Origin of the sequence: Actinacidiphila yeochonensis CN732 (assembly GCF_000745345.1) — a bacterium.
Classification (GTDB): Bacteria; Actinomycetota; Actinomycetes; order Streptomycetales; family Streptomycetaceae; genus Actinacidiphila; species Actinacidiphila yeochonensis.
This window is the reverse complement of sequence record NZ_JQNR01000005.1, coordinates 1,560,494-1,582,011: the sequence shown is the minus strand read 5'-3', so window position 1 is coordinate 1,582,011 and position 21,518 is coordinate 1,560,494. Positions and strand designations below refer to the sequence as shown.

The following is a 21,518-nucleotide window of genomic DNA, read 5'->3' as shown; positions in this document are numbered from 1 at the left end:
GGCATGCGCTGACCACGGCCAGTACGGAAGGAAAGCGATGCGTGACGCATACCACGAGGAGCTCGACTCGGTCGGCGACGGGCTGGTGGAGATGGCCCGCCTGGTCGGCTCGGCGATCGGCCGGGCCACGACCGCGCTGCTCGACGCCGACCTGAAGGTCGCGGAGAGCGTGATCGCCGCCGACGAGAAGGTCGACGACCTCCAGCGCGAGCTGGAGAGCCGGGCGATCACCCTCCTGGCCCGCCAGCAGCCCGTGGCCACCGATCTGCGGATCGTCGTCACCAGCCTGCGGATGAGCGCGGACCTGGAGCGCTCCGGCGACCTGGCCCGCCACGTGGCGAAGCTCGCCCGCCTGCGCTTCCCGGAGTCGGCGGTGCCGGGCGACCTGCACAGCACCATCCTGGAGATGGGCCAGCTCGCCCAGCGGCTGATGGCCAAGGCCGCCGAGGTGATCGTCAGCAAGGACGTCGACGACGCGCTCCAGCTGGAGCACGACGACGACCGCATGGACGAGCTGCACCGCGCCCTCTTCCAGCACCTCCTCGACGACCGCTGGCAGCACGGCATCGAGACCGCCGTCGACGTCACCCTGGTGGGCCGCTACTACGAGCGCTTCGCCGACCACGCCGTCTCGGTGGCCAAGCGCGTCGTCTACCTGGTGACCGGCGAGCACCCGGACGAGCTGACCCCGGCGCCCGAGAGCGTCTGAGGCCCGGCGGGGGCCCCATCGGCGGCTGACGCTCAGCGGCCGACGCTCAGCGGCTCGCGGCGGCGGGGCCCGGAAGGGCCCGGCTGCCGCGAGCCGCCGGCCGTAGGGGGCGGCGGCTCGGGACGGGAGCCGGCGGGGCCGGGGTTATGGCCGAGGTTGCGGCCGGCGTTGTGGTCGGGGTCGGGGTCGGGGTCGAGCTTGGGTTCGGGTTCGGGTTCGGCAGCCGGGGGCGTACGGGGTCACAGGGCAGCGCATGCCGTGGGCGGCAGCGCCCAGAACGCCCTCGTGCGCCCTTGATACCCGAGAACGGGCAGCGTTCACTGACTCCCAGGACCGCCTGAGGAGGACACACCCATGCCGGAATCCGCCACCCCACCGTCCGCCCGCACCCAGTCGGCGCAGCCCGAGGCCGCCCCGCTGCGCATCCCGCTCCCCCTGCTCGCCGCCTGCGGCTGCGGTTCGGGCTGCGGGTGCGGCTGCCAGTCCGGCAGCCCATGCCAGTGCAGCAGTTGCTCCCACTGACCTCCCGGGCCGGACCCGCCCCCGCCCACCCCTTCCGGCGAGGCGGGCCCGCGCCTGTGCCGATGCCCCTGTTCCCCGGCCGCATGCCGTGGCACAGGGGCATCGGCGCGAGCGACGTCACATCGGCCCGCCCGCCTTGATGAGCTGGACGTGAGCCTCCTGCATCCCCTCAGGGAGCGCGTCCGGGCTGAACCAGCCCGCCTCCAGGATCTCGAAGCCGTCCAGCTTGAGCGTCCCGCCCACATGCAGTGCCTCGTAGGCGATCTCCACGCGGAGCTTGTACCCACTGGTCACCTGGACCAGCGGCCCCGGAACGACGTCCAGGCCGGTCTCCTCCCGGACCTCTCGAACGATCGTCTTCGGGAACTCCTCGTTCCTGACCGCGTACCCGGTCGGCAGCCCCCACGGCCGGTCCGCCGGCCACATCCGGTGCTTGAGCAGCAGGACCTGCCCCTGCTCGTTCCGCACCACCCCCGTCACGCCAACCATGAACGTGGCATGCGCGAACCACAGGACCCGCCATTGCAAGGGCCCGCGAATAAGCCTCCACACCCGAGCAACGACCCGCTTCATGCGCACCCCTTCACCACGACAAGCGCGCCCGCGCCTGCGGTAGCCGGTTCAACCCGACCTACGGGCAACGGGTCACGCCCTGCCGCCCCACTGCTCCTGCATCAGGGACGTGAATCGGCCACCCCCGCCTGAGCGGGGAGCACTACGTCGTGGAAGGCACCGAAGACGTGAAGGTGGGGCCATCCCCGCGCGGGCGGGGAGCACCACATCGGCTGGAACACCATGACGCAGGGGGCGGGGCCATCCCCGCGCGGGCGGGGAGCACTGCTTCAGCAAATCCGAAGCACTTGCTTCGTCGGGGCCATCCCCGCGCGGGCGGGGAGCACGTAGCGCCCCGATCTCATCGGGCGTCACGGGTGGGGCCATCCCCGCGCGGGCGGGGAGCACCTGCTGACGATGTAGCGGATCGCGGCCGCGACGGGGCCATCCCCGCGCGGGCGGGGAGCACCCGTCGCCGGTGACGGCGTGCGTCCCGAACGCGGGGCCATCCCCGCGCGGGCGGGGAGCACGCTCCACCATGGGCTGTGGCCGGACACCATTGGGGGCCATCCCCGCGCGGGCGGGGAGCACTCCTGAGGTCAACGCCGTGTGGACTGTCCGGATGGGCCATCCCCGCGCGGGCGGGGAGCACAGGAAGCGACCTGGGGGTTTACGGCCGCAGGTAGCGGTTTTTACTTACTAGTTGAGATTCCGACAGTTGAGGCAAAAAGGGCATCTCGACAAGCTCTCCTACCCCGAGACTTAACCTTGCGCGAGCAGTGGGACCAGCATGACGCAACCGGAAGGCCCGGCGCCGGCGCATCGTCCGAAACCTGTGCACGGCGCCCTTGGACGGCCAAGCCACGTCCCAGCGGCTACGCACTCACGGGCAACTCACGGGCACGGGCACGGGCTTCGGCGCGGATCCTCTTCAGTTCGCCGTAGAAGGGGTTGTGGGTGTTCTGGTCGAGGTTCAGCGGGACGTCGAACTCGGAGATGAGCCGCGCCTCCAACTTCCAGGGTTCGCTGGTCTCGACCCAGCAGACGCGCGCGTGCTCGGCCATCCACGCGCTCAGCTCCGCCTCGCCGAGTTTGCCGAAGGTCATCCGCCTGCTGCTCCCCACGCGACGCAGCTCAAGCCCGAGCAGGCACCCGAGCGTGAGCCGCAGCGTCGAGACGGACGCGTTGCCTCGGTAGTGGTGCCGCACTCTTTTCCGCAGGTTCTGGGTGCTGGCCCGGCTCGCCATGAAGCGCGGAGCTATCCCGACGTAGAGCAGGCGCCCGGCCTCCAGGGCGGCATGCGGCGCCTGGCCGAAGTGCCACCCGTACACCCCAGCGACCGCCGGCACGGGGCTCGGCCGCACCAAGACCTGGTCCGCCGAGAACAACCGATCGGGGCTCACAAGAGCGACAGCTTCCACGATTCCTCCCAGCGGGCCAGGGCTGATCGGTTACCAGGTTTCCCCACCGTAGCAACGCGAGTCTGCCGCTAGTCCAGCCTCCGAAGAAGCACCAGCACAGCTGACGGCTCCCGCCCGCCCCCACACGCAGACATGCCCCCTCCCCGCGGCCGGAGCCGCAGGCAGGGGGCATGTTCGGGCAGAAAGGGTTACTTCTTGCCCTGGTTCTTGACCGCCTCGATGGAGGCTGCGGCGGCCTCGGGGTCGAGGTAGGTGCCGCCGGGGACGACGGGGTGGAAGTCGGCGTCCAGCTCGTAGGCGAGGGGGATGCCGGTGGGGATGTTGAGGCCGGCGATGGCCTCGTCGGAGATGCCGTCGAGGTGCTTGACCAGGGCGCGCAGCGAGTTGCCGTGCGCGGCGACCAGGACGGTGCTGCCGGTTGCGAGGTCCGGCACGATCGCGTCGTACCAGTACGGGAGCATGCGCTCCACGACGTCCTTCAGGCACTCGGTGCGGGGCCGCACCTCGGCCGGGACCAGGGCGTAGCGCGGGTCGTCGGACTGGGAGAACTCACCGCCGTCCGCGAGCACCGGCGGCGGGGTGTCGTAGGAGCGGCGCCACAGCGTGAACTGCTCCTCGCCGAACTCGGCGAGGGTCTGGGCCTTGTCCTTGCCCTGGAGGGCGCCGTAGTGGCGCTCGTTCAGCCGCCAGGAGCGCCGCACCGGGATCCAGTGGCGGTCGGCGGCCTCCAGCGCGAGCTGCGAGGTGCGGATCGCCCGCTTCAGGACGGAGGTGTGCACGACGTCGGGGAGCAGGCCCGCGTCCTTGAGCAGCTCACCGCCGCGGACCGCCTCCTTCTCGCCCTTGTCGTTGAGGTTGACATCCACCCAGCCGGTGAACAGGTTCTTCGCGTTCCACTCGCTCTCGCCGTGGCGGAGGAGGATCAGCTTGTACGCAGCAGCCATACCTTGAGCTTAAGGGACGTCGTACGAGCCTTCTCGGGTCACCCTCGGTAATGGTCGTATCTGGGTAGTGACTATGACGAGAACGGGTGTCGTACATCGTGACGCCGGGACGCGGGTACCGCTCAGGAGGGCGTCGAGGGCTGGGTGAGGTGCGCGAAGGCGTCCAGGTTGCGGGTGGACTCGCCCCGGGAGACCCGCCAGGCGTACTCGCGGCGGATCGCGGAGGCGAAGCCGAGTTCGAGGAGGGTGTTGAAGGAGCCGTCGGCGTTCTCCAGGACGGCGCCGAGCAGCCGGTCGACCTCCTCCGGGGTGACGGCGGCGAGCGGCAGCCGTCCGGAGAGGTAGACGTCGCCGAGCCGGTCCACGGCGAACGCGACACCGTACAGGCGCAGGTTCCGCTCCAGCAGCCAGCGGTGGACGGCGTCGTGGTTCTCGTCCGGGTGGCGGACGACGAAGGCGCTGACCGCGAGGGTGTGCGCGCCGACGACCAGTCGGCAGGTGGTGGCGAGCTTGCGGGTGCCCGGAAGCTGGGTGACGTACGTGCCGGCACTCGGCGACTCGACCGGCAGCCCGGCCTCGCGCAGGGCCTGCTCGACGGCGGCCCTGGCTCGCGCCTGCGCCGGCGAGGGTGCCGCCGAGGGCCCCGCACCGCCAACCGTGCCAGCCCCACCAGCCCCACCGACCCCGCCGTCCGCCCTGGTCGCGGGCTCCGTCTCGGTCCCGTTTGCGGACTCGGTCTCGGTCGCGGGCTCCGTCACGGGCGCGGTCGCCCTCGGGGTCCGGGTCTCGGGCCGGGTCTCGGGCCGGGTTTCGGGCCGGGTCTCGGGCTCCGGCTCGGGCGGTTCCGCGGAAGCGTCAGCCATGGGCCGATCGTAGGTGACGGCGCCGCTCGTGCTGCGCCGCCGCGTACACGTCGGCCGTGCGTGCCGCCGCGGTGTCCCAGCCGAAGCCGCGCGCGTGCTGGGCCGCCGCCTCGCCGAGCCGGTCGGCCAGTTCGGGCTGGTCGACGAAGCGGCGCAGCGCCCGGGCGTAGTCGCGCGGGTCGTGGCCGCTGACCAGGAACCCGGTGCGGCCGTCGGCCACTGCCACCGGCAGCCCGCCGACGCGCGCGGCCACCACCGGAGTACCGCAGGCCTGGGCCTCGATGGCCACCAGCCCGAAGGACTCGTTGTAGGAGGGCATGACGAGCACGCTGGCGGCGCGGTACCAGTCGGCGAGCCGCTCCTGGTCCACCGGCGGCTCGAACCGCACGACGTCGCTGACGCCCAGCCGGGCGGCGAGTTTGTACAGCGCCTCCGGCCTGGTCAGGCCGCTGCCCGAGGGGCCGCCGACGATCGGTACGACCAGCCGCTCCCGCAGCGCCGGCTCCTCCGCCAGCAGTGCGGCGGCGGCCCGGACCAGCACGTCCGGGGCCTTCAGCGGCTGTATCCGGCCGGCGAAGAGCGGTACCAGGGCGTCCTGCGGCAGGCCCAGGCGCTGCCGGGCGGCGGCCCGGCCGCCGGGCAGCGGACGGAAGCGGTCGAGGTTCACGCCGGGGTGGACGACGGCGACCCGGTCGGGGGCGGCCTCGTAGTGCCGGACCAGCTCCCCCGCCTCCTCCTCGGTGTTGGCGATGAGCCGGTCGGCGGCGGCCACCACCTGCGTCTCGCCGATCACCCGGGCGGCCGGTTCGGGGTTGTCCTCGGCGGCGAGGGCGGCGTTCTTGACCTTCGCCATCGTGTGCATGGCGTGCACCAGGGGGACGCCCCAGCGCTCCGCCGCCAGCCAGCCGACGTGCCCGGACAGCCAGTAGTGGGAGTGGACGAGGTCGTAGTAGCCGGGACGGTGACCGGCCCAGGCCCGCATCACCCCGTGGGTGAAGGCGCACAGCTGGGCGGGGAGGTCCTCCTTGGCCAGCCCCTCGTACGGGCCGGCGTCCACGTGCCGGACGAGGACGCCGGGCGCCAGCTCGACGGTGGGGGGCGCGCCGCCGCTGGTGGCGCGGGTGAAGACCTCGACCTCGATGTCGCGCTCGGCCAGCCGCCTGGCCAGCTCGACGATGTACACGTTCATCCCGCCGGCGTCGCCGGTGCCCGGCTGGTGGAGGGGTGACGTGTGCACGCTCAGCATCGCCACTCGCCGTACCCGCCGCCCGGCGGACCACCGCATGTGCGGCGTCCCCCGGCGGGCGCCGAGCCGAGACGCGTACGTGGTCACATCTGGTCCCTTCCGAGCCGTATTCCCGTCAACAGCGCACAACGCCGGAACAGCCCCAGGCATTTCCTTCGCCCTCGCCCCGATCCGGCCCCGCGCCCGTCCCGCGCCCGTCCCGCACCGGACCCGCACCGGACCCGCACCCGACCCGGAACCCTTCGGCAGCCGCACCTGACGTGGCCCTGACCTGGCCCTGACCTGGCCCTGACCGGCCCGCACCGGTTCTGATCCCGCCCCGGACCGGCCCCGGACCTCCTCGGCCCGGGCTCGGGAGCACCCCCGCCCCCTCAACGTGAGCTACACCACGCCACCGGGCGGGCGAGGCTTCCTCCTTCTTCCAGGGTCCTCCTTCTTCCAGGGTCCTCCTTCGGGCACGGAACCGGACGGCTGCCTTCCCCGGCCGGCCTGCCTCCGGCCTCGTCTACCCTCGTCCCATGGACGGCAGGCGCGTGAACAGTGGACGCGCCGTCGGTGTCGTGACCCGCGGCACCACGAACCCCAACCGGCTGCGCCGGATGGACCGCTGGATCACCGCGTCCTTCGCCCGCCAGTTGCGCGGCGCCGCCGATCCGCTGGCCGTCGACCTCGGCTACGGGGCCGCGCCCTGGACCGCCGTCGAACTGCTCGACCGGCTGCGCCAGGTACGGCCGGACGCCGAGGTGGTGGGCGTCGAGATCGACCCGGCGCGGGTGGCGGCGGCCCTGCCGTACACGCGCGCGGGCCTGTCCTTCGTCCGCGGCGGCTTCGAGGTGCCGCTGCCGGACGGCCGCCGGCCGCTGCTGATCCGCGCCGCGAACGTGCTGCGCCAGTACGAGGAGGACGGCGTCGCCGCCGCGTGGGCCCGGCTGTACGGACGGCTGGCGCCGGGCGGGCTGCTGGTGGAGGGCACCTGCGACGAGGTCGGGCGGCGCCACGTGTGGGTGGCCCTGGGCCCCGAGGGGCCGCGCACGGTCACCTTCGCGGCGCGGCTGAGCACCTTGGAACGCCCCTCCGACCTCGCGGAACGGCTGCCCAAGGCGCTGATCCACCGCAACGTTCCGGGCGAGCCGGTGCACGCCTTCCTCACCGCGTTCGACCGGGCCTGGGCCGCCGCCGCGCCGCTGTCCGCGCTGGGGGTGCGGCAGCGCTGGATCCGGGCGGTGCGGGACCTGCGCGACGCGGGCTGGCCGGTGCTCGACGGGCCGGGGCGGTGGCGGCAGGGCGAGGTCACGCTCGCGTGGCCGGCACTGGCACCGGCCGACGGCCCGCTGCGGGCGGGCTGAGCCCGCTCGTCGCTGACCGTACTCACCACCGAGAAGCACGCGGCGCGGGCAGTCCGTGCGGGCGGTGCGGGCGGCCGGTACGGGCGGCCGGTCCACGCGGCCCACGCGCACCCGGGGCAGTCGCCACGGCTCGAAGTGGCCCGCGCCGAAGTCCCGGCCGCGCGGCCCGGGGGTTGTCCACGGCCTGAGGGTTGTGAACGCCACATGGTTGCACTCGGACCACGTGACCTTGGTCATGTGCGGATACCTACAACACCGCTGAAATCGCCCGCTGGCCATGGAATATGACAGGGCACGTTCACTTGCGGCCCTCCCGTCACGTCCACTTGAGCCACTAGGGTCACCTGACCGAGACCACCGGAGGACGGGAAGGAGCCGAGTGATGTCCGCTGCCTGGCACGGCGCCGAGCAGCCCCCGGGCACCGCGCAGGGTGCCGAGGGCCGCGAGGGCGTGCCCGCGGACGCCGCGAAGCGGCCGCCGGTGGCACTGCCGCGGCAGCGCCAGGACCCGTGCCCTCCGACCGATGCCGCGCCCGCGGCTCCGGCGGCGTCGTTCACCCTGCTGGTGGTCGGCGACGACCCCTCGGGCGCGTTCACCGCGCCCTACTTCCAGGAGCCGGGCAGCCCCCGCATCCGCGTGCTGCGGGCCCGGAACCTGACCGCCGCCGCGCGACTCCTCGGCGACGAGGTGCACTGCGTCCTGCTGGACCTGCCCGACGTGCTCGGCTCGCTCCACCAGGTGCTGCGGCTCGCCCCGGCCGCCGCCGTGCTGGTGCTGACCGACGGGCCCGACGAGGCGGCGGCCGCGGAGGCGGTCCGGCTCGGCGCGCAGGAGCACCTGGCGCGCGAGGAGGTCGACGCCGGCACCGTCACCCGGGCGGTGCGGTACGCGATCGAGCGCAAGCGCGCCGACCTCGCGCAGCGTCAGCTCAGCGAGACCCGGCTGCTGGCCCAGGAGAACCGGCGGCTGGAGCGCGGGCTGCTGCCCACCCCGCTGCTGGAGGGCGCCAGCGGCCTGCGGTTCGCCGCCCGCTACCGGCCCGGCCGCAGCCGCGCGCTGCTCGGCGGCGACTTCTACGACACCGTGCGCACCCCCGACGGCACCGTGCACGCCATGATCGGCGACGTCTGCGGCCACGGCCCGGACGCCGCGGCGCTCGGTGTCGAGCTGCGGATCGCCTGGCGGGCGCTGACCTTCGCCGGGCTGGGCGGCGAGGAGCTGCTGCGCACCCTCCAGGACGTGCTGGTGCACGAGCGGGCCGACGAGGAGGTGTTCGCCACCCTGTGCGTGGTGGACATCGCCCCCGACAGCCGCTCCGCCGAACTGCACCTGGCCGGCCACCCCGCCCCCATGCTCGCCGTACCGGGCCGACCGCCCGCACTGCTCCCCTACGACGAGGGCGGTCCGGCGCTGGGCCTGCTCCCGGACGTCTCCTGGACCCGGGTGCCGGTGCGGCTGGAGCCGGGCTGGTGCCTGATGCTCTACACCGACGGCCTGATCGAGGGCCGGATCGGCCAGGGCACCCAGCGGCTGGGGCAGGACGGCATGGTGGCGATCGCCGCCCGCCACCTCGCCGACGGCCTGGCCGGCGAGGAACTGCTCGACGCCGTCCTCACGGAGGTGCGCGAGCTCAACGAGGGCGAGCTGACGGACGACGTGGCCGTGGTGCTCCTGGAACGCCGCGCCTGAAGCCGCGCCTCGAAGCGAACGGGCCCGTCCCCTTGGAACCTCAGCGGAGGGAACCGAGGGAGCGGGCCAGGAACGTGCGGTCCTCGGTGCTCGGCGCTCAGTGCGCGGCTCGGCGCTCAGTACGCGGTCAGGGTCGCGGCGCTCAGTGCGCGGTCAGGGTCGCGGTCGCGGCGCTCAGTAGCGGTCGCGGTGCGCGGAGAGGTGACGCGGACGCGCGGGCGCGAGAGGGCCCCGCGCTCGGCCGCCGCTCAGCGGCGGCCGTTGTAGGGGCCGTACGGGCCGTCGCTGCTGCTGCCGCGGTTGCGGCGCCCGAAGCGGGGCCGGCCGCGCCCCGGCCGCCCGCTCACCCCGCGCAGCGCCGGGCGGACGTCGACCATGTAGACGATCACCGCGATCAGGCCGATGATCGGCAGGAACGACATGATGCTGAACAGCTTCATCACCACGGCCGCGACGCCCAGGATGATCAGCCAGAAGCCCTTGGTGTTCTTGTCGGCGGCGCGGTAGGCGTCCTGGCGGCGGATGGCAGCATCCACGAACGCGAACACCGCGAGCAGCAACAACGCCCACGACACAACGGCGATCACCGAGTACAACCCTGTCACCAGCACGTTTCCACCGCCTCGCTCACCGTCCGACCCACCGGCCGTCCTGCGACAACCGTACCCGTCCTACCCCTGGAACGGCCGTGGTGCACCTTCCGTGCCCGAACCGTTCTCCACGACCCCCCGGCCCGCCCCGACGCCGTCCGCAGGTGCCGGGCGAACCGTCCACCGGCGCCGAACCGTCCGGCCGGTGACCGGCGCACCGTCAGGCCGGTGTCGAGCCGTCCGGTCGCGCCGAGCCGTCCGGCCGCGCCGTGCACCGCGAACGCCCCCGGGCCGTGACGGCCAAGGGACGTTCGCGGGCGGCGGCGGGGGCGGCAACCCGCGCCCCCGCCCGCTACTCCGTGGGCTTCTTCGGCGCGGCCTTGCGCGCGGCGGGCTTCCTGGCGGCCGGGGCGGCGCCGTCCCGGCTCGTCTTCGCGGTGCCGCCGGTGCTCCGGCGGCCGCTCCCGGACGCGGTGGACCGGGCGTCGGAGGTGCCGGCGGTGCCAGCGGTGCCGCCGGCGGTGATCTGCCCGGGCTCGTCCTCCGCCTCCTCGTCCGCGCCGCGCCACTTCGCCACGGCGCCCTTGCCGCGCTCGGCCAGGCCGTCGTAGGTCTCCCGGGTGCGCACGGCGTACTCGGCCGCGCGCCCCACGCCCTGGAGGGCCAGGTCCTGCACCGACTCGCCGAGCTTGCGGAAGTCCCGCAGCTCCTTCAGGTCCAGGTCCGCGAAGGTCCCGGTGAGCCTGGCCTGCGCGTCCTTCGCGCCGGCGGTGAGCCGGGTCTGGGCGTCCTTCGCGCCGGTGGTGACCCGCTCCTGGACCTCCTTCGGGTCCGTGGCCCGGAGCTTCTCGAACCGTCCGGGCGCCTCCTCGCGCAGCCGGTCCAGCAGCGCGGGCACCTCCTTGAGCTTCTCCGCGGCGAGGTCCGCCGTCCCCGCGACCGCGTAGAGCGGAGTGGGGTTGCGCAGGCCCTTCACGATGTCGTCGCTGATCGCCATTGCCTCTCGTCTTCCTTTCCTGCGGTCTTCCTGATCCTTCTGCACGGGGGCGCCTTCAACGCCTCTTCACGCCATCGCCATCGCCCTCACGCGCTCCCGGCCTCCCCGCCCGCCCCTGAGCCGGACACCGCGGCGCCCGCCCCCGCCTCGGCGCTCCCGACCCCGGCGGCGGGCGGGGAGGCCGCCGCCGCGTTCTCCTTGCGGAAGGACTCGTAGATCTGGACGAGCACCTGCTTCTGGCGCTCGTTGATCGACGGGTCCGCCAGGATCGCCGCCTGCACCTCCAGCTCCTGGCGCTCCCGCGCGTCGAGCATGCCCGCCTGCACGTAAAGCGTCTCGGCGGATATCCGCAGCGCCTTGGCCAGCTGCTGGAGGATCTCCGCGCTGGGCTTGCGCAGGCCGCGCTCGATCTGGCTCAGATACGGGTTCGACACCCCCGCGGCGTCGGCCAGCTGCCGCAGGCTCAGCTGCGCGCTGCGCCGCTGCTCCCGCAGGAACTCCCCGAGCTCTCCCACCTTCAGCGCACCCATGCCTCCACGGTGCACCACCCCGCTAACTATTGCAAGCACACTGCTTGCAAGTGTGTCATCCGGGTGTCCGGGGCGTCCGCAGTGGGAGCGACCTCCCTCCGGCCGGTGACCGGATCCCCTCGGGTCCCCCGAAAACGCCGTTCCTGCTGGTCGCGGGGGATCGGACCCCTCGGCGCCATGGGTGTGCGCGGCGCTGCCGGGCTCCCGCCACGTCCGGTTCCCTACCGGCCACGTCGAGGCCGTGCCGAGTTTCCGCCGAAGCCCGTTCCCGTGGGCCGGGCGGCGATAGCGTGAGGTGGGTGATCGTATGGCTCAACGGCACCCATGGTGCGGGCAAGACGACGACCAGCACCCTCGTACAGCAGCTGATCCCGGATTCACGGGTGTTCGACGCCGAGAAGGTCGGCGAGACGCTCATGGACATCACGCCGGGGCTGCCCGCGACGGACAACTTCCAGCACTGGCCGCCGTGGCGGCCGCTCGTGGTCGAGACCGCCCGCCGGGTACTCGACTACACGGGCGGCACCCTGGTGGTGCCCATGACCGTCCTGGTCGAGGAGTACTGGCGCGAGATCAGCGCGGGCCTCGCCCAGCACGCCATCCCGGTACGGCACTTCGTCCTCCACGCCGACCAGGACACCCTCCGCGGGCGCATCGCGGGGGACACCGTCCAAGGCCCCGACTCCCCGTTCCGTCTCAAGTACCTGGAGCCCTACGCCGAGGCGGCCCGCACGTGGCTGCACGCCGAGGCCGAGGTCGTCGACACCACGCACCTCACGCCCGCCCAGGCCGCCCAGCGGATCGCGGAGGCCGTCGCGGGCTGAGGCAGGCCGGCCGCGCCCCCACGGCTGGCAACCGCGGCCCCATGAGCCAGACTTGGCCGGATGAGCGGTGTGGACGAGATGGTGGTGGCCGAGGACGGCGTGCGGCTGTGGGCGGCCCGGAGCGGCGCGGGAGCTCCCGTGGTCTTCTGCCACGGCGGGCCCGGCCTGTGGGACTTCCTCGGCGACGCGGCCGGGCTGCTGGCGGACCGGGCCACCGTTCACCGGTGGGACCAGCGGGGATGCGGGCGGTCGCAGCGGTGCGGGCCGTACTCGGTCGCGCGGTCCGTGGCCGATCTGGACGCCGTACGAGGCCACTTCGGGTTGGAGCGGATGGCGCTGCTGGGCCATTCGTACGGTGCCGATCTGGCGCTGCGGTACGCGCTCGCCCACCCCGAGCGGGTGAGCGGGCTGGTCTACGTGTCCGGCACCGGGATCGACAGCCGCAGCACCTGGCGGTCCACCTACCAACGGAACCTGCGGGCCAACCTCGGTCAGCACCTGGCACGTTGGGAGGAGCTGGAGCGCCGGGAGCGTACCGAGGCGGAGGAGCGGGAGTGGTGCGTGCTGCAGTGGTCCGCGGACTACGGTGACCGGGAGCGGGCGCTGGAGCAGGCGGCGGCGTCGGCCACGCCCTGGTTCGGGGTGAACGTCGAGTGCAACGCGACCGTCAACGCCGAGGTCGCCCGCACCTCGGGGACACCGGAACTGCGGTCGGCCTGCGAGAGGTTGGAGGTGCCCGTGCTGATCGTCCACGGCTCCGAGGACATCCGGCCGAACTGGGCGCTCGACTCGCTGGAACGGGCCCTTCCCCGGGTCTCGCGGACCGTGCTCGACGGCGCGGGCCACCTCCCCTGGGTGGAGGACCCGGACGGTTTCCGCGCCGCGGTCGGCGGCTTCCTGGCCGGGTCCGGGGCCGACCGCCGCTGAGCGGGGGGGAGGCGGCCGCACGGGTGCGGGTCAGGCGGTGGCGCGCAGCGGGGCGAGCGCGGCGCTCCAGGCGACGACCTGGTCCAGGACGTCGCTGAGATGCCCGGCGTGGACGGCGCTCGGCTTGAACACGGAGAAGTTCTCGAAGTCCGTGAGGACCGACAGCGCGACCTGGGCGCGGACGTCGGCCATCTGGAGCTCGGCGGCGATGAGCCGCAGGTGCTCGACCGCGCGGGTGCCGCCCACGGCGCCGTAGCCGACGAAGCCGACGGCCTTGTTGTTCCACTCGGCGTAGAGGAAGTCGATGGCGTTCTTCAGGGCGCCGGAGGTGGAGTGGTTGTACTCCGGGGTCACCATGACGAAGCCGTCGAAGGAGGCGATCTTCTCGGCCCAACGGAAGGTGTGCGGCCGGCTGTACTGGCCCCTGGCCGGGGGCACGGGCTCGTCGAGGTGCGGGAGGTCGTAGTCGAGCAGGTCCACCAGCTCGAACTCGGCGTCGGTGCGCTGGGCGGCCAGGTCGTACACCCAGCGGGCGACGGCCTCGCCGTTGCGGCCCGGGCGGGTGCTGCCGAGGATGATGCCGATCTTGGTCACGAGGGCTCCTTCGCCGCGGACCGTACGGACCCCCGCACGGTCGGTGATCTCCTTGCGCGTACCAGCATTGCCCGGAATCCCCGCGCGGTCTCGCTACCGGCCGGTGTTGTCGACCAGGCCGTGGCGCCAGGCCCAGGCGATCAGGGCGCCGCGGTCCTCCAGTGCCAGTTTGGCCAGGATGTGGTTGAGATGGGTCTTGACGGTTGCCTGGCTGACGACCATCTCGCGCGCCACCTGGCGGTTGTTGAGGCCGTCGGCCACCAGCCGGACGACGTCGACCTCCCGCCGGGTGAGCCCCTCGGCCGCGGGCGGCAGGGCGGGCGCGGCGGACGGCCCGGGCTCCGCCGGGGCCGGGTCGGGCACCGCCGGGGCCGGCTCGCTGACGACCAGCTGGACGAGCCGCCGCTGCACCGCCGGGTCCAGGACGGTACGGCCGGCCGCCACGTCGCGGACCCCGGCCAGCAACGCCTCGCCGGTGGCGTCCTTGGTCAGGTATCCGGCCGCGCCCGCCCGCAGCGCCGGTATCACCGCGTCGTCGTCGGCGTACGTGGTCAGGACCAGCACCCGGACGCCGAGGTCGGCGGCGACCACCTCGGCCGTCACCTGGGCACCGTCCAGGCCGGGCATCCGCAGGTCGACCAGGGCGACGTCGGGCCGGGCCTGCCGTGCCAGCCGTACGGCCTCGACGCCGTCGCCCGCCTGCCCGACCACCTCGATGTCGTCGGCGGCCGTCAGCAGCAGCACGACCCCGTCGCGCACCACCGCCTGGTCGTCGGCGACCAGCACCCGAATCGTCACCCGTCCGCCTCCCTGCCCCTGTACCTGTACCTGTACCTGGCCCCGTGCCCTGCCCGGCGTCCCGGCGGCGGCCGGGACGCGCACGCCCCCATCCTCCCGCCGCCGTCCGCCGACGGGGAGTTCAGCGCGCCGCAGACCCGGCAGCACCCGGGCCGTCCGGGCCGTCGGAGCCCTCCGGGCCGTCCGGGCCGTCGGAGCCCTCCGGGCCGTCCGGGCCGTCGGAGCCCTCCGGGCCGTCCGAGCTGTCCGGGCCGTCCGCGCCGTCCGAGCCCTCCGCGCCGGGCGCCCCGCCCCCGGGTCCGCCCCGGCCCGCGACCGGCACCCGCAGCGTGATCCGCCAGCCCGGCCCGTCGGGCACCGGACCGGCGGTCAGCGAGCCGCCGGCCGCCTCGATCCGCTCGGCCATGCCGCGCAGACCGCTGCCGCCGCCCCGCACGCCCGAGGGGGTCCGGCCGGCCGGCAGCCCGTGGTCCCGTACGGCGACCCGCACCTCGTGGGCGTCCCCCACCACGTTCACGTCGATCGGACTGCCGGTGGCGTAGCGGGCCGCGTTGGTCAGCGCCTCCTGCACCGCCCGGTACACCGCGTGCCCCGCCTCCGGCGCGAGCCGGCCCGCACGGCCGGTGACCCGCAGCCGCGCCTCCCCGGGGAAGCCCGCGACCAGCCCGTCCAGGTCGGCCACGCCCCGCAGCGGCGCGGAGCGCAGCGCGCCCACCGCCGCGCGGGCCTCCTGGACGCCGTCGCGGGCGAGGTCGGCGGCCCGGTCGAGGGGGCCGGTCAGGGCGGCGGGGGCGCCCTCCCGGGCGGCGATCGCCCGGACGGCCTGCAACTGGACGGACAGGCCGGCGAGGCTGTGCGCCAGCACGTCGTGCATCTCGCGGGCGATCCGGCCGCGCTCCTCGACGGCCGCCGCCTCCTGCAGCGCCTGCCGCGACGCCTCCACCTCGGCCAGCAGCGCCACCGCCCGGTCCCGTTCGGCCTGGAGGGCGGCGTGCTCGACGGACCGATCGGCGATGAACCAGGCGCCGGCACCGGCCAGCAGACCGGCCGGGCTGCCGGAGATCACCATGATCGTGACGCCGAACCCGACCGCCACCGCCAGCACACACGCGGTGCGCACCCGCCCGGCGGGCAGGCGCATCGGCAGGACGGCCGCCCCGGCCAGCACCGGGACCTCGCCCAGCCCGTTCGGCGCCAGCAGGGTGACGGCGAAGCCGGTGCCGATCGCCAGCGCCACGCCGAGGACCGCCCAGCGGGACGGCCGGATCCGGCGGCCCACCACCAGCCCCAGCTCGGAGCAGGCCGCGAGAACGCCGACGGCCACCTTGCGGTCCGTACCGGGCGCGGCGAGTACCGACACCGTCCCGCAGAGGAGCATCAGCACGGCGCCGAACACGTCGCGGCGCTCGATCGTCCACCGCGCCGGACCCGCCACCGACCATGTGCTCACCGCGTGCTCCGTACGTGCTGTGCGCTCCGTGCGCGCCATGCCCCGCGCTCCCTTCGACGTCTCCCCCGGCCCCCCGCTCAGCCTGCCCCTGCCCCCGCCCGTGTCGAGCCCGGGGTCTCCGGGGGCTCCGGGGCTCCGGGGCTCCGGGGCTCGAACGGTACGGGAGGTACGGGCACGTACGGGCTGAGGTCCGGGATTCCGGCCAGGTGCCGCGCCGTACCGTCAGACGGTGGCGCCGGTACGGGCCGCCGGCGCCGGATCGGCTGACCCGTCGCGGGCGGCGCGGGCGAGGACGAGCCGGCCCCGGACGACGATCGTGCCCAGGCGGACGACGACCTCGCCGAACGCCATCAGGATCAGCGCCACCACCCACGCGTCGCTGCTGGTGATGGAGTGCGCCGCGGAGAAGCGGGCGAGGTGGACGACGCCGGAGGGGTGCGAGGCCCACACCGCGAAGCCCAGCCGGAAGCCCATGCTGACCACCCACAGCGCGGCCGCGCCGAGCGTGGCCTGGACGCGTACATGCCCGTCGACGGGGCGGACCCGGGTGAGCAGGCCGCCGAGGAGGCCGAGGACGACACCCACCGTGGCGAACCCCAGCACCAGCGGCAGGTCGTTGCCGGCGGTCGGGATGCTGTGCAGGTAGGTCCCGGCTGCCCAGCCGATGATTGCCAGCGGCAGCAGGATCGTGCGGGCGGTGAGCCGTTCCTCGCGCAGTTGGCGGAAGACGACGAGCAGGAGGGCGATGTCGATGATCCAGTCGGTGGTGGTCATGCCATCGAGAATCCCCTCGTCGGCGCCGCGTTCCTTCAACCCCCGGATGGAACGGGGGTGGAAGTACCCCCCTCTCCGTGGGGGTCCGGGCGGGGCCCGGTGGTGGTCCGCCTCCACCCGGGGTACGAGGACGGCGGCCCGTTCCGGCGGGGTGGGCGCGGGCGCTCGCACTGTCGGGGCACGCCGGTAGGGTCTGCCCATGGGTGTCAAGATCGAGATCGTCCGCTCGGCGGACGACGAGGTGGTGGCGGCGTTCGGCCGGCTGCTGCCCCAGCTGTCCCGCAACGCCGTGCCCCTGGACCGCGAGGCGGTGGGGCGGGTGATCGCCTGCGACGCGAACACGCTGCTGGTCGCGCGGGTCGGCGGGCCGGACGGGTCCGCCGGGGAGATCGTGGGAACGCTGACGCTGGTGCTCTTCCCGCTGCCGACGGGCCTGCGCGCCTGGATCGAGGACGTGGTCGTCGACGAGACCGCGCGAGGCCACGGGGTGGGCGCGGCGCTGACCGAGGAGGCCGTGCGGCTCGCGGAGGAGGCCGGCGCCCGGACGGTGGACCTGACCTCCCGCCCCTCGCGGGAGGCGGCCAACCGCCTCTACGAGCGAGTGGGCTTCCGGGTCCGCGAGTCGAACGTCTTCCGCTTCACGTCGGGCGGCCCGCGCTGACCGACGGGTGACGTCCGGAGCGGACGACGCGGAGCATGCGGAGAAGGCGGAGAAGGCGGAGAGGACGGAGGGGGCGGAGAACGCCGACGGCAGGCGGCCCCACGGACTCCACGGACTCCACGGACTTCGCGGGCCTCGCGGGCCTCGCGGGCCGGAAAACCGGTTGCCGGCCTTCGTATCGTCTCCAGCATGACCGACACCGACGGCTTGCTCGCGGCCTACGACGAGCAGATGCGCGGCGCTCCCCCGACCCCTCCCGCCGGGGTCGTCCACGAACGGGACGGCGCGCTGCTGCGGATCGTCGGGCAGCACCGGGGCTTCGTCAGCGGGCCCCGCGACCTCGGTGTGGACGGCGCGGAGCTGGACCGGCTGATCGTCCGGCAGCGCGACTACTTCGCGGCGCGCGGCGAGGCCGTCGAGTGGAAGACCCGCGCCCACGACCGGCCGGCCGGCATCGCCGACCGGCTGGCCGCCGCGGGCTTCGTCCCGGAGGAGCGGGAGACGGTGATGGCGGGGGTCGTCCGGGAGTTGGCCGCCGAGCCGGTGCTGCCGGAGGGGGTCGTGCTGCGCCGGGTGACCGGCGACGGCGACATGCGGCGCGTCGCCGCCCTGGAGACGGCCGTGTGGGGCCAGGACATGGGCTTCATCGCCGAGGACCTGATCGGCCGGGTGGCGGCGGCGCCGGACGAGATCGCCGTCCTGACCGCCGAGGCCGGGGGCGAGGTCGTCTGCGCCGCCTGGCTGGTGTTCCGCGAGGGGACCCGCTTCGCGAGCCTGTGGGGCGGCTCGACGCTGCCGGCGTGGCGCGGCCGGGGCGTCTACCGGGCGCTGGTCGCCGCCCGCGCCGGGCTCGCCACCGCCCGGGGCGTGGAGTACCTGCACGTGGACGCCTCCGACGACAGCGCCCCGATCCTGCGGCGGCTGGGCTTCCACGCGCTCACCACCACGACGCCCTACGTCTGGTCCCCGCCCGGCCAGAGCTGAACCGGGCCGCCGGAAGCCGAACCGGGCCCGCCCGAGGCCGAACGGCCCGCCCGAGGCGGAACGGCCCGCCCGAGGCTGAAACGGCCCGGGCCGGGCCGGCCCCGCGCGCGACGCCAGAAACACGCATCATTCACTAATCACCCATTACGGTCCTATCGGGACATCTCTTGCTATCGTCGCGCCGTGGCCCAAGGCGAGGACGTGTCCGAGATGAGCGCGCCGCCCTCGGTCGGGCCGGCGAAGCTGACGTTCTGGACGATGGCCTCGATGGTCGTCGGCTCCATGGTGGGCGCCGGGGTGTTCTCGCTGCCGCGCCGCTTCGCCGAGGAGACCGGGATCGCCGGGGCGCTGGTCGCCTGGGCGATCGCGGGCACCGGCATGCTGATGCTCGCGTTCGTCTTCCAGACCCTCGCCGTGCGCCGGCCCGACCTGGACGCCGGCGTCTACGCGTACGCGAAGGCCGGCTTCGGCGAGTACCTCGGCTTCTTCTCGGCCATCGGCTACTGGGCCAGCGCCTGCGTCGGCAACGTGACGTACTGGGTGCTGATCATGTCGACGATCGGCGCCGTCGCCCCGGCCCTCGGCGACGGGGACACCGTGCTGGCGCTGGTGCTCTCCTCCGTCGGCCTGTGGTGCTTCTTCCTGCTGATCCGGCGGGGCGTCAAGGACGCCGCGGTGATCAACCGGATCGTCACCGTCGCGAAGCTCCTGCCCATCCTGGTCTTCATCGTGCTGGCGCTCTTCTACCTGGACCCGACCGTCTTCGCGGACAACTTCCACGGCGCCCCGTACTCCGGCGGGCTGTTCACGCAGATCCGCGGCACCATGCTGGTCACCGTCTTCGTCTTCCTCGGCATCGAGGGGGCGAGCGTGTACTCCCGGCACGCCAAGCGCCGCGAGGACGTCGGCCGGGCCACCATCCTGGGCTTCCTCAGCGTCTTCGCGATCTTCGCCTCGGTGACCATCGTCTCCTACGGCATCCTGCCCATGGGCCAGATCGCGCAGCTGCGGCAGCCCTCCATGGCGCGGGTCCTGGAGGCGGCCGTGGGCACGTGGGGCAGCGTGTTCGTCAGCGTCGGGCTGATCGTGTCGGTGCTGGGCGCCTACCTCGCGTGGACGCTGATGTCGGCGGAGGTGCTGTTCGTCGCCGCGAAGGACGACGACATGCCGCGCTTCCTGCGCCGGTCCAACATCGCCGACGTGCCGGTGCCGGCGCTGCTGCTGACGACGTGCATGTCGCAGGTCGTCCTGGTGCTCACGTACTTCTCCAGCGACGCCTTCGACTTCGCCCTGGACCTGACCAGCGCGCTGTCGCTGATCCCCTACCTGCTCGCGGCGGCGTACTGCGTCCAGCACGCCCGCGGGCCGGCACGCGGCACCCAGGGGGCGGGGCGCGAGCTGACCGTCGCCACCCTGGCCACGCTCTACACCGCGTTCCTGATCTACGCGGCGGGGCTGCGGTTCCTGCTGGTCTCGTTCATCATCTACGCGCCCGCCACGGTGCTCTTCGCGATGGCCCGCCGGGAGCGCGGACGGCGCGTCTTCTCCCCCACCGAACTGGTGATCTTCGCCGTCGCGCTGGTCGGCGCGGTGATCGGCCTGATCGCGCTCGCGCTCGGCTGGATCCACCTGTGACGCCCGTCCCGCACTGTCCCGCCCCGGGCCCCAGAACCAGGAACGAGCCGGAGGACCGCTCATGACCCAGGAACCGCCCGCCGTCTCCTACGGCGTCCACTCGGAGGTGGGCCGGCTGCGCAAGGTGCTGGTCTGCGCGCCCGGCCTCGCGCACCGCCGGCTGACCCCGAGCAACGCCGACGACCTGCTCTTCGACGACGTGCTGTGGGTGGAGAACGCCCAGCGCGACCACGCCGGCTTCGTCACCGGACTGCGTGCCCGCGGCGTCGAGGTGGTCGAGCTGCACGACCTGCTGGCCGAGACGGTGGCGGTGCCGCAGGCGCGGGACTGGCTGCTGGACCGGAAGATCACGCCGAACCAGGTCGGCCTCGGCCTGGTCGAGGGCACCCGCACCTACCTGGACGGGCTGCCGCCACGGGAGCTGGCCGAGTTCCTGATCGGGGGCCTGGCCACCACCGACCTGCCCGAGGAGTTCCGCACCGGGTACGTGTCCCTGGCCCGGGAGAGCGGCGGGGCCCGCGAGTACCTGATGCCGCCGCTGCCGAACACCCTCTACACCCGGGACACGACCTGCTGGATCTACGGCGGCCTCACCCTCAACCCGCTCTACTGGCAGGCCCGCCGCGACGAGACCCTGCTGATGAAGGCCCTCTACACCTTCCACCCGGACTTCGCCGGCGCGAACGTGTGGTGGGGCGACCCCGAACTGCGCTGGGACGAGGCGACGCTGGAGGGCGGGGACGTCATGCCGGTCGGCGACGGCGTCGTCCTGATCGGCATGAGCGAGCGCAGCTCGCGGCAGGCCATCACCCAGGTCGCCGCCGCCCTGTTCGCGCGCGGCGCGGCCCGGCAGGTGATCGTGGCCGGCATGCCGAAGCTGCGCTCCGCGATGCACCTGGACACCGTCTTCACCTTCGCCGACCGTGACATCGTCACCGTCTACCCGACGATCACCGACGCGATCCACACCTTCACCCTGCACCCCAGCGACCGCGCCCCCGGGCTCGACGTCGTGGACGAGGGCGGCACGCCGTTCACCCAGGTCGTCGCGCGAGCGCTGGGGCTGGAGTCGCTGCGGGTGATCGAGACCGGCGGCGACGTCTACGCGGCCGAGCGCCAGCAGTGGGACAGCGGCAACAACGCCGTCGCCGTGGAACCGGGCGTGGTCTTCACCTACGACCGCAACACCACCACCAACGCGCTGCTGCGCAAGGCCGGCGTCGAGGTCGTCACCATCACCGGCGCCGAACTCGGCCGCGGCCGCGGCGGCGGCCACTGCATGACCTGCCCCATCGTCCGCGACCCGGTGGACTACTGACGGCTCCGCGCCCCGCCGGGGCGCACGCTGGACGGGCGGCGCGGGTGGCGGGACCGGGCGGCGGCGCGGTGGCGGACCGGACGGCCGGAGCGTGCGGGGGAAGCGGACGGGAGGGACAGGAGGGACGGGAGGGGACAGGAACG

The 21,518-nt window shown here is 73.9% G+C and carries 22 protein-coding genes and 1 CRISPR repeat array; of the genes, 10 read left to right on the top strand and 12 right to left on the bottom strand.

What is annotated here, in order from left to right:
* Positions 1-37: 37 nt before the first annotated feature.
* Both phoU and BS72_RS36600 read left to right on the top strand, forming a co-directional pair.
* On the top strand, positions 38-709 hold the full coding sequence (phoU, locus tag BS72_RS18530; protein ID WP_037911989.1) for a phosphate signaling complex protein PhoU: 672 nt from the start codon (positions 38-40) through the stop codon (positions 707-709).
* 354 nt (positions 710-1,063) lie between these two features.
* Positions 1,064-1,231, top strand: coding sequence for a hypothetical protein (locus BS72_RS36600; RefSeq protein WP_157856272.1), 168 nt, complete (start codon positions 1,064-1,066; stop codon positions 1,229-1,231).
* Between the two features lie 117 nt (positions 1,232-1,348).
* On the opposite strand, the gene BS72_RS18525 is transcribed toward BS72_RS36600, so the two are convergent.
* The 5 genes from BS72_RS18525 to mshA all read right to left on the bottom strand — a co-directional run bounded on the left by BS72_RS18525 (position 1,349) and on the right by mshA (position 6,296).
* Positions 1,349-1,804: an NUDIX domain-containing protein gene (locus tag BS72_RS18525; protein ID WP_037916561.1), complete on the bottom strand. Its 456-nt coding sequence runs from the start codon at positions 1,802-1,804 to the stop codon at positions 1,349-1,351.
* A gap of 175 nt (positions 1,805-1,979) precedes the next feature.
* A CRISPR array of direct repeats spans positions 1,980-2,435; the repeat unit is 29 nt; unit sequence GGGGCCATCCCCGCGCGGGCGGGGAGCAC.
* A gap of 223 nt (positions 2,436-2,658) precedes the next feature.
* Complete coding sequence (locus tag BS72_RS18520; RefSeq protein WP_232792460.1) at positions 2,659-3,114, bottom strand: GIY-YIG nuclease family protein; 456 nt, start codon at positions 3,112-3,114, stop codon at positions 2,659-2,661.
* A gap of 278 nt (positions 3,115-3,392) precedes the next feature.
* On the bottom strand, positions 3,393-4,148 hold the full coding sequence (locus tag BS72_RS18515; protein WP_037911984.1) for a phosphoglyceromutase: 756 nt from the start codon (positions 4,146-4,148) through the stop codon (positions 3,393-3,395).
* A gap of 122 nt (positions 4,149-4,270) precedes the next feature.
* Entirely contained in the window at positions 4,271-4,906 is a 636-nt protein-coding gene (locus tag BS72_RS38465) for a type III secretion system chaperone family protein (protein ID WP_107498948.1), read from the bottom strand.
* A 97-nt stretch (positions 4,907-5,003) separates the two neighbouring features.
* On the bottom strand, positions 5,004-6,296 hold the full coding sequence (mshA, locus tag BS72_RS18505; protein WP_107498823.1) for a D-inositol-3-phosphate glycosyltransferase: 1,293 nt from the start codon (positions 6,294-6,296) through the stop codon (positions 5,004-5,006).
* A 479-nt stretch (positions 6,297-6,775) separates the two neighbouring features.
* Between mshA and BS72_RS18500 the strand changes: the two genes are divergently transcribed.
* Both BS72_RS18500 and BS72_RS18495 read left to right on the top strand, forming a co-directional pair.
* Positions 6,776-7,603 (top strand): class I SAM-dependent methyltransferase, encoded by an 828-nt coding sequence (locus BS72_RS18500; RefSeq protein ID WP_037911978.1) that lies wholly within the window; start codon positions 6,776-6,778, stop codon positions 7,601-7,603.
* Between the two features lie 382 nt (positions 7,604-7,985).
* Positions 7,986-9,293, top strand: a complete 1,308-nt coding sequence (locus BS72_RS18495) for a PP2C family protein-serine/threonine phosphatase (protein WP_232792459.1) — start codon at positions 7,986-7,988, stop codon at positions 9,291-9,293.
* 248 nt (positions 9,294-9,541) lie between these two features.
* Here the strand turns inward: BS72_RS18495 and BS72_RS18490 are convergent, their stop codons facing one another.
* The 3 genes from BS72_RS18490 to BS72_RS18480 form a co-directional block, all read right to left on the bottom strand.
* Positions 9,542-9,904, bottom strand: coding sequence for a DUF2516 family protein (locus BS72_RS18490; protein WP_037911976.1), 363 nt, complete (start codon positions 9,902-9,904; stop codon positions 9,542-9,544).
* Positions 9,905-10,235: 331 nt separating this feature from the next.
* Entirely contained in the window at positions 10,236-10,880 is a 645-nt protein-coding gene (locus BS72_RS18485; RefSeq protein WP_037911973.1) for a hypothetical protein, read from the bottom strand.
* Positions 10,881-10,966: 86 nt separating this feature from the next.
* Positions 10,967-11,410, bottom strand: a complete 444-nt coding sequence (locus BS72_RS18480) for a helix-turn-helix domain-containing protein (protein WP_037911971.1) — start codon at positions 11,408-11,410, stop codon at positions 10,967-10,969.
* Between the two features lie 299 nt (positions 11,411-11,709).
* On the opposite strand from BS72_RS18480, the gene BS72_RS18475 reads away from it, so the two are divergent.
* Both BS72_RS18475 and BS72_RS18470 read left to right on the top strand, forming a co-directional pair.
* On the top strand, positions 11,710-12,234 hold the full coding sequence (locus BS72_RS18475; RefSeq protein ID WP_037911968.1) for an AAA family ATPase: 525 nt from the start codon (positions 11,710-11,712) through the stop codon (positions 12,232-12,234).
* A gap of 60 nt (positions 12,235-12,294) precedes the next feature.
* A complete protein-coding gene (locus BS72_RS18470) occupies positions 12,295-13,161 on the top strand; it encodes an alpha/beta fold hydrolase (protein ID WP_037911966.1) in 867 nt (288 codons plus the stop codon).
* A gap of 30 nt (positions 13,162-13,191) precedes the next feature.
* On the opposite strand, the gene BS72_RS18465 is transcribed toward BS72_RS18470, so the two are convergent.
* The 4 genes from BS72_RS18465 to BS72_RS18450 all read right to left on the bottom strand — a co-directional run bounded on the left by BS72_RS18465 (position 13,192) and on the right by BS72_RS18450 (position 16,777).
* Positions 13,192-13,755: an NADPH-dependent FMN reductase gene (locus BS72_RS18465; protein ID WP_037911964.1), complete on the bottom strand. Its 564-nt coding sequence runs from the start codon at positions 13,753-13,755 to the stop codon at positions 13,192-13,194.
* A gap of 93 nt (positions 13,756-13,848) precedes the next feature.
* Positions 13,849-14,553, bottom strand: coding sequence for a response regulator (locus BS72_RS18460; protein ID WP_037911962.1), 705 nt, complete (start codon positions 14,551-14,553; stop codon positions 13,849-13,851).
* A 121-nt stretch (positions 14,554-14,674) separates the two neighbouring features.
* Entirely contained in the window at positions 14,675-16,003 is a 1,329-nt protein-coding gene (locus tag BS72_RS32485) for a sensor histidine kinase (RefSeq protein WP_051951232.1), read from the bottom strand.
* 222 nt (positions 16,004-16,225) lie between these two features.
* A complete protein-coding gene (locus BS72_RS18450; protein ID WP_037911960.1) occupies positions 16,226-16,777 on the bottom strand; it encodes a hypothetical protein in 552 nt (183 codons plus the stop codon).
* Between the two features lie 199 nt (positions 16,778-16,976).
* Here BS72_RS18450 and BS72_RS18445 point away from each other — a divergent pair, with 199 nt between their 5' ends.
* From BS72_RS18445 to BS72_RS18430, 4 genes are all read left to right on the top strand, one after another.
* Entirely contained in the window at positions 16,977-17,438 is a 462-nt protein-coding gene (locus BS72_RS18445; protein ID WP_037911957.1) for a GNAT family N-acetyltransferase, read from the top strand.
* A 189-nt stretch (positions 17,439-17,627) separates the two neighbouring features.
* Positions 17,628-18,422, top strand: a complete 795-nt coding sequence (locus tag BS72_RS18440; protein ID WP_037911952.1) for a GNAT family N-acetyltransferase — start codon at positions 17,628-17,630, stop codon at positions 18,420-18,422.
* A gap of 210 nt (positions 18,423-18,632) precedes the next feature.
* Positions 18,633-20,057, top strand: a complete 1,425-nt coding sequence (locus tag BS72_RS18435; protein ID WP_037911949.1) for a basic amino acid/polyamine antiporter — start codon at positions 18,633-18,635, stop codon at positions 20,055-20,057.
* Positions 20,058-20,118: 61 nt separating this feature from the next.
* On the top strand, positions 20,119-21,375 hold the full coding sequence (locus BS72_RS18430) for an arginine deiminase (protein WP_037911947.1): 1,257 nt from the start codon (positions 20,119-20,121) through the stop codon (positions 21,373-21,375).
* Positions 21,376-21,518 lie beyond the last annotated feature (143 nt).

What these genes read in the sequence shown, in the direction of transcription:
- BS72_RS18500 (WP_037911978.1), top strand. Translation starts at nt 6,776, where the DNA reads ATGGACGGCAGGCGCGTGAACAGTGGACGCGCCGTCGGTGTCGTGACC.
- BS72_RS18525 (WP_037916561.1), bottom strand. Translation starts at nt 1,804, where the DNA reads ATGAAGCGGGTCGTTGCTCGGGTGTGGAGGCTTATTCGCGGGCCCTTG.
- mshA (WP_107498823.1), bottom strand. Translation starts at nt 6,296, where the DNA reads ATGCGGTGGTCCGCCGGGCGGCGGGTACGGCGAGTGGCGATGCTGAGC.
- BS72_RS18435 (WP_037911949.1), top strand. Translation starts at nt 18,633, where the DNA reads ATGAGCGCGCCGCCCTCGGTCGGGCCGGCGAAGCTGACGTTCTGGACG.
- phoU (WP_037911989.1), top strand. Translation starts at nt 38, where the DNA reads ATGCGTGACGCATACCACGAGGAGCTCGACTCGGTCGGCGACGGGCTG.
- BS72_RS18440 (WP_037911952.1), top strand. Translation starts at nt 17,628, where the DNA reads ATGACCGACACCGACGGCTTGCTCGCGGCCTACGACGAGCAGATGCGC.
- BS72_RS18485 (WP_037911973.1), bottom strand. Translation starts at nt 10,880, where the DNA reads ATGGCGATCAGCGACGACATCGTGAAGGGCCTGCGCAACCCCACTCCG.
- BS72_RS18495 (WP_232792459.1), top strand. Translation starts at nt 7,986, where the DNA reads ATGTCCGCTGCCTGGCACGGCGCCGAGCAGCCCCCGGGCACCGCGCAG.
- BS72_RS18470 (WP_037911966.1), top strand. Translation starts at nt 12,295, where the DNA reads ATGAGCGGTGTGGACGAGATGGTGGTGGCCGAGGACGGCGTGCGGCTG.
- BS72_RS18450 (WP_037911960.1), bottom strand. Translation starts at nt 16,777, where the DNA reads ATGACCACCACCGACTGGATCATCGACATCGCCCTCCTGCTCGTCGTC.
- BS72_RS18430 (WP_037911947.1), top strand. Translation starts at nt 20,119, where the DNA reads ATGACCCAGGAACCGCCCGCCGTCTCCTACGGCGTCCACTCGGAGGTG.
- BS72_RS18480 (WP_037911971.1), bottom strand. Translation starts at nt 11,410, where the DNA reads ATGGGTGCGCTGAAGGTGGGAGAGCTCGGGGAGTTCCTGCGGGAGCAG.
- BS72_RS18445 (WP_037911957.1), top strand. Translation starts at nt 16,977, where the DNA reads ATGGGTGTCAAGATCGAGATCGTCCGCTCGGCGGACGACGAGGTGGTG.
- BS72_RS18515 (WP_037911984.1), bottom strand. Translation starts at nt 4,148, where the DNA reads ATGGCTGCTGCGTACAAGCTGATCCTCCTCCGCCACGGCGAGAGCGAG.
- BS72_RS36600 (WP_157856272.1), top strand. Translation starts at nt 1,064, where the DNA reads ATGCCGGAATCCGCCACCCCACCGTCCGCCCGCACCCAGTCGGCGCAG.